Source organism: Ensifer adhaerens (assembly GCF_002940685.1).
GTDB lineage: Bacteria > Pseudomonadota > Alphaproteobacteria > Rhizobiales > Rhizobiaceae > Ensifer > Ensifer adhaerens_E.
This window is the reverse complement of sequence record NZ_PNFP01000017.1, coordinates 44,395-56,923: the sequence shown is the minus strand read 5'-3', so window position 1 is coordinate 56,923 and position 12,529 is coordinate 44,395. Positions and strand designations below refer to the sequence as shown.

Annotated in this window: 15 protein-coding genes; 5 read left to right on the top strand and 10 right to left on the bottom strand. The window is 63.4% G+C overall.

The window, feature by feature from the left end; genetic code table 11:
* The first annotated feature begins 4 nt into the window (after positions 1-4).
* Positions 5-547 carry an adenine phosphoribosyltransferase gene (locus C1A35_RS28165; protein ID WP_104667537.1) on the top strand — a complete coding sequence of 181 codons (543 nt, stop codon included), beginning with the start codon at positions 5-7 and terminating at the stop codon, positions 545-547.
* A gap of 46 nt (positions 548-593) precedes the next feature.
* Here the strand turns inward: C1A35_RS28165 and C1A35_RS28160 are convergent, their stop codons facing one another.
* The 3 genes from C1A35_RS28160 to C1A35_RS28150 form a co-directional block, all read right to left on the bottom strand.
* On the bottom strand, positions 594-806 hold the full coding sequence (locus C1A35_RS28160) for a hypothetical protein (RefSeq protein WP_104667536.1): 213 nt from the start codon (positions 804-806) through the stop codon (positions 594-596).
* Between the two features lie 141 nt (positions 807-947).
* Positions 948-1,418 carry a MaoC family dehydratase gene (locus C1A35_RS28155; RefSeq protein ID WP_104667535.1) on the bottom strand — a complete coding sequence of 157 codons (471 nt, stop codon included), beginning with the start codon at positions 1,416-1,418 and terminating at the stop codon, positions 948-950.
* Complete coding sequence (locus C1A35_RS28150) at positions 1,418-1,870, bottom strand: MaoC family dehydratase (RefSeq protein WP_104667534.1); 453 nt, start codon at positions 1,868-1,870, stop codon at positions 1,418-1,420. The genes C1A35_RS28155 and C1A35_RS28150 overlap by 1 nt, the downstream gene beginning before the upstream one ends.
* Positions 1,871-2,054: 184 nt before the next feature.
* Here C1A35_RS28150 and C1A35_RS28145 point away from each other — a divergent pair, with 184 nt between their 5' ends.
* Positions 2,055-3,161: a hypothetical protein gene (locus tag C1A35_RS28145; protein ID WP_199773052.1), complete on the top strand. Its 1,107-nt coding sequence runs from the start codon at positions 2,055-2,057 to the stop codon at positions 3,159-3,161.
* A gap of 59 nt (positions 3,162-3,220) precedes the next feature.
* Here C1A35_RS28145 and ychF read toward each other — a convergent pair whose 3' ends face one another.
* Complete coding sequence (gene ychF / locus C1A35_RS28140) at positions 3,221-4,324, bottom strand: redox-regulated ATPase YchF (RefSeq protein WP_104667533.1); 1,104 nt, start codon at positions 4,322-4,324, stop codon at positions 3,221-3,223.
* A gap of 192 nt (positions 4,325-4,516) precedes the next feature.
* Between ychF and C1A35_RS28135 the strand changes: the two genes are divergently transcribed.
* Together C1A35_RS28135 and clpS are read left to right on the top strand one after the other, a co-directional pair.
* A complete protein-coding gene (locus tag C1A35_RS28135; RefSeq protein WP_104667532.1) occupies positions 4,517-5,083 on the top strand; it encodes a hypothetical protein in 567 nt (188 codons plus the stop codon).
* A 162-nt stretch (positions 5,084-5,245) separates the two neighbouring features.
* The gene (gene clpS / locus C1A35_RS28130) at positions 5,246-5,557 is read left to right on the top strand and encodes an ATP-dependent Clp protease adapter ClpS (RefSeq protein WP_104667637.1); all 312 of its coding nucleotides are present in this window, start codon (positions 5,246-5,248) and stop codon (positions 5,555-5,557) included.
* A gap of 59 nt (positions 5,558-5,616) precedes the next feature.
* On the opposite strand, the gene C1A35_RS28125 is transcribed toward clpS, so the two are convergent.
* Both C1A35_RS28125 and C1A35_RS28120 read right to left on the bottom strand, forming a co-directional pair.
* Positions 5,617-5,919, bottom strand: a complete 303-nt coding sequence (locus tag C1A35_RS28125; RefSeq protein ID WP_104667531.1) for a DUF6958 family protein — start codon at positions 5,917-5,919, stop codon at positions 5,617-5,619.
* A complete protein-coding gene (locus C1A35_RS28120; RefSeq protein ID WP_104667530.1) occupies positions 5,903-6,463 on the bottom strand; it encodes a GFA family protein in 561 nt (186 codons plus the stop codon). The genes C1A35_RS28125 and C1A35_RS28120 overlap by 17 nt, the downstream gene beginning before the upstream one ends.
* Before the next feature lie 114 nt (positions 6,464-6,577).
* Between C1A35_RS28120 and C1A35_RS28115 the strand changes: the two genes are divergently transcribed.
* Complete coding sequence (locus C1A35_RS28115) at positions 6,578-7,207, top strand: TetR/AcrR family transcriptional regulator (protein ID WP_234823040.1); 630 nt, start codon at positions 6,578-6,580, stop codon at positions 7,205-7,207.
* 38 nt (positions 7,208-7,245) lie between these two features.
* Here C1A35_RS28115 and C1A35_RS28110 read toward each other — a convergent pair whose 3' ends face one another.
* The 4 genes from C1A35_RS28110 to C1A35_RS28095 form a co-directional block, all read right to left on the bottom strand.
* Positions 7,246-8,223, bottom strand: a complete 978-nt coding sequence (locus C1A35_RS28110) for a squalene cyclase (RefSeq protein WP_104667529.1) — start codon at positions 8,221-8,223, stop codon at positions 7,246-7,248.
* Positions 8,224-8,305: 82 nt separating this feature from the next.
* On the bottom strand, positions 8,306-9,025 hold the full coding sequence (gene pth, locus C1A35_RS28105) for an aminoacyl-tRNA hydrolase (RefSeq protein ID WP_104667635.1): 720 nt from the start codon (positions 9,023-9,025) through the stop codon (positions 8,306-8,308).
* A 67-nt stretch (positions 9,026-9,092) separates the two neighbouring features.
* Positions 9,093-9,827 (bottom strand): substrate-binding periplasmic protein, encoded by a 735-nt coding sequence (locus tag C1A35_RS28100; protein ID WP_104667528.1) that lies wholly within the window; start codon positions 9,825-9,827, stop codon positions 9,093-9,095.
* Positions 9,828-9,933: 106 nt separating this feature from the next.
* Positions 9,934-12,318 carry an EAL domain-containing protein gene (locus C1A35_RS28095; RefSeq protein WP_104667527.1) on the bottom strand — a complete coding sequence of 795 codons (2,385 nt, stop codon included), beginning with the start codon at positions 12,316-12,318 and terminating at the stop codon, positions 9,934-9,936.
* Positions 12,319-12,529: the final 211 nt, after the last annotated feature.

Here is a 12,529-nt window from a genome sequence, read left to right as displayed (position 1 = left end):
GCCCATGACCACCGTTCAATCGGAACTGATCTCCGCCATCCGGAACATTCCTGATTATCCGAAGCCGGGCGTGATGTTTCGCGATATCACCACGCTGCTCGGCAATCCGCGTGCATTCCGCCGCGCGATCGACGAACTCGTGCATCCCTATGCCGGCACCAAGATCGACAAGATCGCCGGCATCGAGGCGCGTGGCTTCATCCTCGGTGGCGCAATCGCGCACCAGCTGTCCTCAGGCTTCGTGCCGATCCGCAAGAAGGGCAAGCTGCCGCACGACACCGTGCGCATCGCCTACAGCCTGGAATACGGCGTCGACGAGATGGAAATGCACAAGGATGCGATCCAGCCGGGCGAAAAGGTGATCCTGGTCGACGATCTGATCGCGACCGGCGGCACGGCGGAAGCGGCCACCAAGCTTCTGAAGCAGATGGGCGCGGAGATCGTTGCCGCCTGCTTCGTCATCGACCTTCCCGAACTCGGCGGGCGCAAGAAGCTAGAAGCGCTTGGCGTCAATGTCCGCACGCTGATCGAGTTCGAAGGCCACTGAGCGATCGCGACGGGATGGGTGCGGGCGACCGCGCCCTTCCTTCGGCCTACATGCGGTTGATCGTCCGCAACATCAGCTGCACTTCGCGCTGGGCTGCCGGCGACAATGTCTCCACTTCGTTGCGCCAAAAGCTCTCGGCTTCCGGCGGCTCTTCCTCCCAGCTTCTGACCGATGTTTCGTTATCGTCGATGACGACGCGACGGTGACCGCCAAGACGCAGATATTCGTCCGCCAGTTCGCGGGCGTGGGTTTTTTCCATAGCCGCTCCTCCGCTACCAATGGTCGCGAGCCTGGAAGCCGCTTCGGCGCGGCCGGGAGCGCGCAACCTACCGCCCCATATTTTACATCCGGCGGAAGGCGATTTTAAGAAATTATGGTGGTCCTGGCCGGTTTTGTCCTGTCAGACGAACTCGATGACCTTGCTCTCGAAACGGATGACCGCTTCGCCGTGCTGGTTCTCGCCCTCGCACAGGATCGTGTTGACCCGCCAGCCGGACTTGGAGGCGAGCGTGCGGCTTTCAAGAAACGTGACGAAATAGGTGACCGTGTCGTCGGCATAGACGGGCTTCAGCCATTTGAGGTCGCGAAAGCCGGGCGAGGGGCCGAGGTTCGGTGCCTTCAGGCCTTCGGCCGCAAGCCGCCGCTGCTCGTTCCTCCAGAACTTGACGAAGCACTGCATCCACCCGGCGCAGGTGTGCCAGCCCGAGGCGCAAAGGCCGCCAAACAGCGAGTGCCGCGCCGCTTCCGCGTCGAGATGAAAGGGTTGCGGGTCGAAGTCGGTGGCAAAGCGGATGATGTCCTCGGCCGTAAAGGTCAGGCTGCCGATCACGGTCCGGCTCTTGGCCGCGTAGAATTCTTCCATCGTCATCATTAGGCTTTGCCCTTGTCGCGGCAGCGAAAGAGAACCGAGCATTCGGAAACCGCCACGGGTTCGCCGGCCTGGTTGTTGATTTCGTTGCGAAATTTGACGATGCCCAGATCAGGTTTCGAGTTCGAGCGGCGCGCCTCGACCACGAGGCTGAAGCCGGAGAGCACATCGCCTGATATGACGGGCTTCCGCCAGTCCATAAAGTCGATGCCGGGCGACCCTTGAGACGTCGAATTGCCCATGAAGGCATCGAGCATCATGCGCATACCGATGGCGCTCGTGTGCCAGCCGGAGGCTGCAAGGCCGCCGAGAATGCTGCGTTTTCCCGCTTCCTCGTCGAGATGCATGGGCTGCTGGTCGAATTCGCTGGCAAAGGCGATCATGTCTGCCGGCTTCATCTCGACAGGCGCATAGTCGAAGCGCCGTCCTGGCGAAAAATCCTCGAAATACAGCATGCTTGTCCTGTCCCGTCTGATTTGCTGCCGGTTACCTACTGCATAATGTCGCGAAGCGGAATCGATTTGAGCGGACGTCCTGCAAAGAGCGGGAGAGTTCGCTTTCCAGGTTGCGCATGCCGGCCGTTCATGCAACCTCCTGCCGAGCTGCGCCATGCCGCCAACGCTTGATCGAGGACCATTCGTGACCGAACTGAACAGGGCGCTCGCAGGCGCTGCCGAAAAAGGGATCATCTCCGCCCATCAGGTGCGGGATCTCGAAGTCTATCTTGCCGAACGTGGCTTCCGCTTTGGCCCGGTGGCGCCGGATGCCGCCGTGGACAGGGCCGACGCAGCCGTTGACGCGCAGGCGACCGAAGACAGCGAGCAGCCACGCTTCCTGAGGGGCTTTCACGATATCCTGATCACGATCGGCGTCGTCGTCGTGCTCGTCGGTCTTTGGGGGCTCGGTGGTCCCGTCGTGACGCTGCCGGTCATTCTCGTGCTTGCGGAAATTCTCGTGCGGCGCCAGCGCCTGGCGCTGCCATCGGTGGCGCTGACGCTCGCGCTCGTCCATTGGGTCGCGATGACGTCGATGTGGTTCGTGGACGATCATGCGGAGACCTTGCGTCCCCTCGGCTTCATGCTCGGCTATGTTTCCGCTTTTCCAATCCCGCTCGGACTGTTCTATCTGCGCTATCGCGTCCCGCTGGCGCTTGCCGGTTTTGTTGTGTCGATCGCGCTGGTCGGCGTGGTCGCGGTGCTGTTGGGTCTCGACAAGGGCCTCGGCATCGACCTTGCCAGCGGCGATCGTTTCATGGTCCTTCCGCTCACCTTGCTCGTCGGCGCCCTGGCGGTATTCGCCATTGCCATGCGCTACGACGTCTCGGACCCGCTGCGGCTCACCACGCGCTCGGACACCGCCTTCTGGCTCCATCTGGCCGCGGCTCCGGCCTTGCTCTATTCGCTGATGGGGCTGGTGTTTCTGACGAATGGCGGCGCGACATGGTGGGACGGACAGGCGAGCTTCAGCCAGGCCGCTTCCGCCATCGTGATCGTCGCGCTGTTCATGCTGGTCGGCCTCATCATTGACCGCCGCGCTTTCGTGACGTCCGGGCTGCTGTCGCTTGGCGGGGCGATCTGGACGATGCTGAGCCAGACCGGCGCCTCGCTCGACAGCTACGTCTTCGTCGCCTTCGCCGCCGTCGGCGCGACCGTACTCGTCATCGGTATTTTCTGGCAGAAGCTGCGCCGCATCGTCATGGGCCTGTTGCCGCAAACAATTACGGCGCGGTTGCATGCCGCGCCGTAATCTCAAGCTCTGATGCGTTCCGATCCCGCATCTTAAACGCGGGATCGGCGCGAAAGGCCTTACGTGTTGAAGCGGAAGTGGATGACGTCGCCGTCCTGGACGACGTATTCCTTGCCTTCGTCGCGGGCCTTGCCGGCTTCCTTGGCGCCCACTTCGCCACCAAGCGCGATGTAATCTTCATAGGCGATGGTGTTGGCGCGGATGAAGCCGCGTTCGAAGTCGGTGTGGATGACGCCGGCCGCCTGCGGCGCCTTGGTGCCGCGCTGGATCGTCCAGGCGCGGGTTTCCTTCGGGCCGACTGTGAAATAGGTGATGAGGTCGAGCAGCTTGTAGCCGGCGCGGATCAGGCGGTCGAGACCGGCTTCTTCGAGGCCGAGCGCGCTCAGGAACTCCTTGGATTCGTCTTCCGGCAGCTGCGCCACTTCCGACTCGATAGCAGCGGAGATCACGACGCTCTCGGCCCCTTGCGCCTTGGCCATTTCGGCGACCGCGCGGGTGTGCTCGTTGCCGTCGACGGCATCACTTTCGGCGACGTTGCAGACGTAGAGAACCGGATGCGCCGTCAGGAGATTGAGGCCCTGCAGGATGCGCAGTTCTTCGGCATCGAGCGTCGATAGCAGCGTGCGGACCGGCTTGCCGTCCTGGAGCAGCTTCAGCGAGGCTTCCATGATCGGAAGCTGAGCCATGGAATCCTTGTCCTTGCCGACGGCGCGCTTGCGGGTCTGCTCGGTGCGGCGCTCCAGGCTTTCGAGGTCGGCGAGCATCAGCTCGGTCTCGATCGTCTCGGCGTCGGCAACCGGGTTGATGCGGCCTTCGACGTGGGTGATGTCGTCATCCTCGAAGCAGCGCAGCACGTGGACGACGGCGTCCACTTCGCGGATGTTGGCGAGGAACTGGTTGCCGAGGCCTTCGCCCTTCGACGCGCCGCGCACGAGGCCGGCGATATCGACGAAGGAGATGCGCGTCGGGATGATTTCCTTCGACTTGGCGATGTCGGCAAGCTTGCGCATGCGCGGGTCCGGCACCGCCACTTCGCCGGTGTTCGGCTCGATGGTGCAGAAGGGATAGTTGGCCGCTTGCGCCGCTGCCGTCTTGGTGAGCGCGTTGAAGAGCGTGGACTTGCCGACGTTCGGCAGTCCGACAATACCGCATTTGAAGCCCATGGGGTCTCGTCCGTATCTTAAAATTCCGTTGGCGTGGCTATGCGGGAAGGGCGCTTCCCGGTCAAGGGCGCATGCCCCGTTCACGGTAAATAAGGGGCCTTGACCGTTGAACGCGGGGTCTGCGGGCCGCATATGCGCTCAGATTTCCGCCGAACGTGTTCGGCGGCCAAGGAATTTTAAGGAGCCCCCGCTTTGATCGACCAGAAGTTCCTGTTTCCGCGCGTGCCGGTGGCGGTCGTCGATATCGGCGATACGCTCGAGGCGCTGTTGATCCGCGCCACGCTCGAAAGCATGGGGGCCGTCGTCACCCTGCATTTGCCGGGAACACCAGGGGATTTTCTGACGCTCATTGCCGGTGGCGAGCTCGTGCACCGGCATCTGATCATTTCAGGCCACGGCGACGAGAACGGTTTCGTCTTCGGCGACTATATCGAGGAGATCGACACCTCGATGCTGGTGAGGGGCAGCCTGCCGCCCGCGGTTATCGCCGAACACGCCAGGCTCGACGGCAAGATCGTGCTCAGCACCTGCTGCGAAACCGGCGGCACGAGCTATGGCGACGCCTTCGTGGAGAAGGGAGGGGCCGCCCTTTACGTTGCTCCCGACGGTTCGCCGGAAGGGGCGGATGCACCGCTCTTCGTACATTGCTTCTTCCATGCGCTGCTGGCGCGCAAGCAGGAGGCGAAGGCGGCGCTGGCAAAAGCCCGCTCCTATGACGAGGCGGCGGCGATGTTCGTCGGCCATTGGGGGAAGCGCTGATCGCCGCCTGCGCCAGTGCGCCTGCTTTTGCTTGATCGGCACCTGCGCCCGTAGGATAGTGCCCCTACGGCGCCGGTGCGTCTGGCGGTGCGCCGAGACGGCTTTGCCCGGAAGGCGTGCGGCGGCGGTTCCGGCCAATCTGTCATCAACGGGGTGGTTCCGATGAGCGACAACGAGGTTGCCAGAAAAGTCAAAGTCAAGGTGAAGCCCAAGCTCGATCGGCCGAAGCTTTACAAGGTCATGCTGCTCAATGACGATTACACGCCGCGCGAGTTCGTCGTCGGCGTGCTCAAGGCCGTGTTCCATATGAGCGAGGAGGCGGGCTACCGCGTGATGATGACGGCCCACAAGATGGGGAGCTGCGTGGTGGTCGTCTGCGCCCGCGACATCGCCGAAACCAAGGCCAAGGAAGCAACCGATCTTGCCAAGGAAGCGGGTTTCCCGCTGCTTTTCACCACCGAGCCCGAGGACTAGCAGGCCTCATGAATAGCGAGTGGCGGCCGGGGAATATGCCCGGCGGCCAGCGGCCTGCGTCATACCTTCCTGTGCAGGCGAAGCGGCTTGCTCGCTTCGCGCTCGATCGTGCCCTTGGCTTCGAGATCGAGCTGAACCGCCTTTAGCCACCAACCTGCCTTCGCGCCCTCGGGGAAAAGGTCCTGCGGCAGCGACGGCAGCAGCTGCTCCTTCGCGTCCGCCACGGTCAGGCCCGGCGTCGACGGCGGCAGCACCGCGAGCAGGGCTTCACGCATCGCCTCGTATTTCACCCGGTCGACGCGGTACTTGTGGCCGGGCGAGACGATGTTTTCGATCTCGATCTTCTCAGCCGGGGATGCCATTGGCCTCGCCTTTCACATAGTCGATCTTCGGCGCCTTGAATCCCATCGCCGCCCAGGCGGTCAGAAGCCGCCACATGAAGCGGCCCGAATGCGTCCTGTAGCTCGGCAGCGTGTCGGCAAACTCGACGCCGGCCTTGCGGTCCTTCGTCATCGTGCGCATTTCGAGCGGCGGCTGTTCGTCCGGGGCAAAACGCTGATTGTAGACGCTCAGCCAATGCCCGCCCTTGAATTCCAGGAACATGGCGGCGTTGCAGCAGCTGGCGATGACCCGGCGCGTCGGCGCCTCCGGCGTCAGCCGATGCTCGCGCAGAAGGTCACTGCCCCTGACGCAGCGGATCCGGTCCTTGCGGTAGAGCGCAAACCGGGTCGAGCCGTCTGCTTCCATGACCGGCGACGCCTCCGGCAAGGCCTCGAAGCGCTCGCCGGCGGTGCGGCAGCTGGTGCAGTAGCAGGCGGCGCCGACGATCGGCTCGCCTGCGGCTTCAAAGGCCACCAGCCCGCAGCGGCAGGTGGCGATGCGATTTCTTGCTTGTGGTTTGGCCATGATCCTCTCCGGAACTGATCTCACTAAATAGACTGTACCGTCTAGTTTGATTTGTCAATCCGACTGGCCTATTCTGCAAGCCAAGTGATTTGGTTCAGGCAGGGGAAGGCAGCTTTGAGCAACGGCGCCAAGACGCGCATGGAGCGCACCCGCAAGGCAATCGTGACGGCGGCAAGCGACCTTTTCCTCAAGCACGGCTTTCTCGGCACCAACATGGACGAGATCGCCGCGGCCGCAGACGTGTCGAAGCAGACGGTCTATTCCCATTTCCAGAACAAGGAGGCGCTGTTTCTGGAGGTCGTGCGCAGCATGACGGGTGGGGCAGGAGACGAATTCCAGGAGCAGGTCGCCGACCCCCTGGGCGACGAGCCGATCGAGGACTTCCTGCTCGACTATGCCACGCAACTGCTTTCGATCGTCATGACGCCGCGGCTGATGCAGGTTCGGCGTCTCGTGATCGCCGAGGTGGAGCGCTTTCCGCAGCTTGGCGAGGCGCTGCACGAGCGCGGGCCGATGCGCTCGATCCGGCGGCTGGCGGTCGCCTTCAAGCGCTACGGCGAGAAGGGGGATATCCGGGTGGCGGACGCCGAGGTCGCCGGCGGGTTCTTCAACTGGCTGGTGATGGGCGGCCCGGTCAATGACGCCATGCTGCTCGGAGACGGCGCCATTCCCACGCCGAAGGTGCTGAAGGTGCATGCGGCCGAGGCGGTGCGGATTTTTCTGGCAGCCCATAGAGCCGGCTAGGTTTCAGGCCCAAGCCCATCCATTGGGCGCGAAGCAAATCAGGGCGCTGCGTTTGCCGGGCTGTTCCACCATTTGAGGACGCGCATCGCCTTCAGCGTCACCCAGCGCGAAGGGGCGTCGACCCCGTCGTCGAGGTCGAACCACACGCGTCCGGCGGGGCGCCAGTCGAGCGGCCATGTGCCGTTTTCGAGGCGCTTTGAACGCAGATGGTCGATCGCTTCGCTGAGGCGGGGATCGGGTGCCGCACCGCTCAGGAGCCCCGCGGCACGAAAGTAATCGAGCGCGCGCAGGATGTCGTAGTGCCAGCGGCTCGGGTGGCAAAGGCACAGGAAGCGTTTGTCGGCAGGTTCGCCCGTGCTCAGGCGCCGGAAGAGGTGGCGCTTGAGCAGGTAGTCCTCGCCGGCCCGGCGCGCTGCCCTGGACTGCGGCGTGCCGCCGGTTGCCCGTTCGAACTCCAGCAATCCTTCGAGCACGTTGATGGTGGAGGCGAAGGAGGACCGCAGTGAACCGTTCGCCCGCTCGCAGTTCCAGCCGCCGTCAGCCTGGACTTCGCTGATGAGCCTTTCGACGATGGCTGAAACGTCGACGCCGAAATAGGCGCCGTCGGCGACGGTGCGGCCGTTGATGCATTCCTCGACTTCGCCCTGCCAATAGGGCTGGCCGCCTTCGTCCCAGCGGGAATTGCCGCCGATCAGTTCGACGGTTTCCCGGGCGCGGCTGGACGACGGGTCGAGGCCGAATTCCCTCAGTTGCGACAGCGAGAAGCAGGTTGCCGTCCAGGGCTGGCCGCGTTCGGACCACTCGTGCGGGTCGAAACCGGCGGGGATGAAGGCGCCGCCGGCCCATTGGCCGTCTGCGTCCTGATGCGAGAGAAGCCGAGCGCCCCAGCCCTCGGTTTCCACCTTGGCGCGTTCAGCCTTCCAGATGGGCTCCGGGGCATCCAGCAGGTCGCGCAGCACCTGCCAGCGGATCGCAGGATCCGAAGCAAGAAGCCACTCAATCACCGGGTCGTTCACGGGCGTGCTCCAGGCTTGTATCGTCGGGCCGATCGCAGACCCGTCCCGACCACAAGCTAGGGCGCGCACCTGAAAGGGGAAGCTAGTCGCCCTTCGAGCCGAACATCTTCTTCAGCATGTCGGCCATCGGGCCTGTCGCCGGCAGTTTCTTCGGCTGGGCCGCGTTGCGGGCCTGGTGGATATGCGATTGCGCGCCCTGCTTCTTCGGGCTTTCTGGCTTTTCCGCCTCCGGCTTGCCGCCGGTCGCGAGCGCGATCTTGTTCAGAAGCTGGCTGTCTTCGCCGCGTACCAGCATGTCGGCATTGTCGGCGATGGCGTCGAGCAACGGCACCAGCCACGCCTGGTCGGCCTTGGCGAAATCGCCGAGCACATGGGCGTGCACCAGATCCTTGACGCCGGGATGGCCGATGCCGAGGCGCATGCGGCGGTAGTCCTTGCCGCAGTGGGCATCGATCGACTTGATGCCGTTGTGGCCGCCATGGCCGCCGCCGACCTTGATGCGCGCCTTGGCGGCCGGCAGGTCGAGCTCGTCATAGATGACGGTGATGTCCTTCGGCTGCAGCTTGTAGAAGCGCATGGCCTCGCCGACGGCTTCGCCGGACAGGTTCATATAGGTCTGCGGTTTCATCAGCAGAACACGCTCGCCGGCGATCTCGCCCTCGGCGATCTCGGCCTTGAACTTCTTCGACCAGGAGGCGAAGCCGTGGCGGCGATGAATGACGTCGACGGCCATGAAGCCGATATTGTGCCGGTTGGCGGCGTATTTCGAACCTGGATTGCCAAGCCCTACGATGATCAACATGGTGCTATGCATTCATGATTTCGGGGTGGTGCAATCCAAAGACATCGCGCACCCTCGAAGTCAACGCCTATTTCTCCGCCTGCAGGCTGGCATTGGGCTTGAGCCCGTACTGCCGGAAGATCACGTCCTGCGTGCCGTTGCCGATCAGCCGGTCGAGCTCGTATTGCATGGCGGCCACGATATCGCGCGGAAAATCGCGGTGGCAGGCGATGCCGTAGAGCTTGCCTTCCAGCACCAGCGCCGCTTCCACCGGCTTGCCTTCGGCGCGCATGCTCTCGAAGGTCTTCTCGGACGTCATCAGGAGATCGACCCGGCCGGCCATCAGCTTCTTCAGGCTGGAGTCGAGGCTGGCGGCGTAGTCGATCTTGGGGAAACCATGCTCCTTGAGGTAGGAGGCCGAAAAATCCTCGCGCTGCGTGCCCACGGTATACTGATGCGCGTCTTCGAGCGACGCCGGCGCAATCGCGGAACCGGCCAGCCGGACCATGACCATATGGTCGATCAGCAAAGGCTCGACCCATTGGAAGTTTCCGTCGCGCTCGGCGTCGTGGCCGGTGGTGAAAACACAATAGGCGGGGTCGGTCTCGGCCAGCATGAAGGCCCGCGCCCAAGGCAGGACCTCGATCGTGTAGGGCAGCTTCAGGCGCTCCATGATGCGCTTGACCTGATCGACGGCCGCACCGCTCGGACCGGCCTCGGTGGAAAAGTTGTAAGGCGGATACTCCTCGGTGACGAACTTGATCGTCTGAGCCTCGGCCGTCGTTGCAAGGCCGAGGAATAATGCTGCGATCAGCGCCTTCACACCTTTTCCTCCTCTTCCGCATCCGCCTTGCGACGGCTCATTCCTGTTGCCCATGCACGATCCCCGGCCTGGACGCGCGTCCGCTCCGGGAACCGGGCGAGGGGACTCATGCCCGCATGTTCGGCACAGCGGACGCCTTTGCCTCGGAGTCGCTTTCGAGCATGGTCAGCATCCGGTCGACCGGCATCGGTTTGCTGAAGAGGTAGCCCTGACCGCAATCGACGCCGAGCTTGCGCAGGAGCTGCCACTGTTCCTTCGTCTCGATGCCTTCGGCGACGACCGTGCAACCCATCTGGTGCGAGATCGTGCGGATGCCCTTGATCAGCATGCGGCTCTTGCGGCGGATGTCGGCGGTGCCGGAGCTGAGCGACCGGGTGAAGGACTGGTCGACCTTGACGATATCGACCGGGAAGCGGTTGAGGTAGCTCAGCGACGAATAGCCGGTGCCGAAATCGTCGAGCGCGATGCGGCAGCCGAATTCGTTGAGTTGCTTCAGCACGGCATGCACTTCCGGATTGTCGAGCATCAGCACCGCCTCGGTGATTTCGACGACGATCCGGCTCGGCGAAATATGGTGCTTGAGGAGCAGGGCGGCGAGCTTGTGCGGCAGCGTCAGCTCGAACTGCAGCGGCGAGAAGTTGACGGCGAGATAGGTGTTCTGTGTGCCGTCGAGTTGTGAGATCGCCGCCAGATGGCGGATCGCCTTTTCGAGGATGTGGTCGCCGATGCGGGCGATCGTCCCGGTCTCCTCGGCAATGCCGATGATCTTGCCGGGCGGCATCAGGCCCTTTTCCGGGTGGTTGAGGCGCATCAGCGCCTCGAAGCCGGCGATCTGCCCATCGGCGAGGCTGACGATCGGCTGCAGCCAGGCCTCGAAATGATCGTCCTTCAGCCCGGCCTCGATGCACTGTTCGATCTCGTGGCGCTCGCGCGAAGCGTCGAGCATGCCGGCGTCGAACACCTGCAGGCCATTCTTGCCGTCGTGCTTGCGCGCATACATCGCCATGTCCGCCTTGAGCAGCAGATCGGAGGCGTTTTCTGCATGGGTCGGGTAGACGGCGATGCCGACGCTGGCGCTGACGAAAAGCTCGTTGCCGGCGATCACCATGGGTTCGCGCAGTGCGGTGACGATTCGTTCGCCGATTTCGCTCGCCAGAGCTGCGGCGCTTGGATCGGAAAGCAGGATGGCGAACTCGTCGCCGCCAAGCCGCGCCATGATGTCGCCGGGCGGCAGGGCGGCCTGGATGAGCTCTACCGTTTGACGCAGCACTTCGTCGCCGGCGGCATGGCCGAAATTGTCGTTGATCCACTTGAAGCGGTCGAGGTCGATGAAGAGACAGCCGAGCTGCATACCGCAGTCATCGGCCTCGGTGATCGCCTCGTCGAGCGCTGCCTCGAAGCCCTGACGATTGAGCAGGCCGGTCAGGTGATCGGTGATCGCCTGGGTGTGGTTGCGGCTTTCCGCCTGCTTCAGCGCGGTGACGTCGGTCATGACCGACAGCGACGGCGTGCTCTCGCCGGTCGCCTTGGTCTCCAGGATCAGCACGGTCATCGCTTCGCCGTCGGCCTTGCGGAAGGGCACGGTCACTTCGCGGATCGCATGATCGGCAACGGCGATCGTCTTGGCGTGGCTCCGATAGGTTTCATGCCAGTGCGGATCGACGAAATCGATGAAGTCGCGCCCGACGACGTCGTCGCGGCTGTAGCCGGTCGCAAGCAGCCAATAGTCGCTGACGGCGAGCAGGCGCCCGTCGACATCCAGCGAAAACAGCATGGCCGGCGTCAGGTTATAGATGTCGGTGACGCGCGCGTGGGCGTTTTTCAGTTCGGTTTCTTCGCGCTCGAGGCGGTCCTGCATCTTGTTGAAGTTGGCGGCGAGCGCGCCCATCTCGTCGTCGGAGGTCCAGTCGACGCGGTGGCGCGATCCGAGCCGGCGCGTGGCCTCGATCGCGGCGGTCAGGCGCATCAGCGGGCGCATCACCGTGAAACGGTTGCCGACGAGCGCCGCGGCGAAAACGATCGCGACCGCAAAGAGCAGGATGGCGAGGATCGCCAGTTCGTCCTTGCTGAACTGCGACAGCAGACCCGGTGTCGGAACCCGGACCTCGATGCCGCCGATATCCTTCAGTCCATCCACCGACTGGTAGGAAATGGGCAGGATGAGGATCCGGTCCTTGGTGCTCGACATCACACCGCCCACCGGCAGCTGTGCGAGGATCGATCCGGATTGGTCGCGGATGGTGACGGAGAGGATGTCGGTGCCGTTGATCAGCGAGCGGGCGATGTGCTTGATGCCGTCGCTGTCGAAGTCCCAGATCGGCTTGCCGAGCGCCTCGGCGCTCGCCGCCATCAGGAGTTCGATGTTGTGCAGGCGTTCACGTGCGATCCGGTCGCTGGAAATGCTGAGAAAGAGCGCAAGCAGCGGGGCAACGAAGACGAGCATCGCGCCACAGACAATCGCAATAAATCGGTTCTCCACGGAGTGCATCATCGTATGCACGCCTTAGACGCTGCTGCCACGCATCTCATATCAGGATTCTCTTCAGACAAGTCCCAGTTTCCCCGTCAGAAGGACATCATCAAAATCTTAAATGTTGCTGAAATCGCTTCATGAGAATTCGTGAGGCGCGGCGAATTGCGGCCGGGCGACGGCAGGTTGCCGCCAATGCAAAAAGCCCGCCCCAAACGAATGGGACGGGCTC

What these genes read in the sequence shown, in the direction of transcription:
- C1A35_RS28165 (WP_104667537.1), top strand. Translation starts at nt 5, where the DNA reads ATGACCACCGTTCAATCGGAACTGATCTCCGCCATCCGGAACATTCCT.
- C1A35_RS28160 (WP_104667536.1), bottom strand. Translation starts at nt 806, where the DNA reads ATGGAAAAAACCCACGCCCGCGAACTGGCGGACGAATATCTGCGTCTT.
- C1A35_RS28155 (WP_104667535.1), bottom strand. Translation starts at nt 1,418, where the DNA reads ATGATGACGATGGAAGAATTCTACGCGGCCAAGAGCCGGACCGTGATC.
- C1A35_RS28150 (WP_104667534.1), bottom strand. Translation starts at nt 1,870, where the DNA reads ATGCTGTATTTCGAGGATTTTTCGCCAGGACGGCGCTTCGACTATGCG.
- ychF (WP_104667533.1), bottom strand. Translation starts at nt 4,324, where the DNA reads ATGGGCTTCAAATGCGGTATTGTCGGACTGCCGAACGTCGGCAAGTCC.
- clpS (WP_104667637.1), top strand. Translation starts at nt 5,246, where the DNA reads ATGAGCGACAACGAGGTTGCCAGAAAAGTCAAAGTCAAGGTGAAGCCC.
- C1A35_RS28125 (WP_104667531.1), bottom strand. Translation starts at nt 5,919, where the DNA reads ATGGCATCCCCGGCTGAGAAGATCGAGATCGAAAACATCGTCTCGCCC.
- C1A35_RS28120 (WP_104667530.1), bottom strand. Translation starts at nt 6,463, where the DNA reads ATGGCCAAACCACAAGCAAGAAATCGCATCGCCACCTGCCGCTGCGGG.
- pth (WP_104667635.1), bottom strand. Translation starts at nt 9,025, where the DNA reads ATGTTGATCATCGTAGGGCTTGGCAATCCAGGTTCGAAATACGCCGCC.
- C1A35_RS28095 (WP_104667527.1), bottom strand. Translation starts at nt 12,318, where the DNA reads ATGATGCACTCCGTGGAGAACCGATTTATTGCGATTGTCTGTGGCGCG.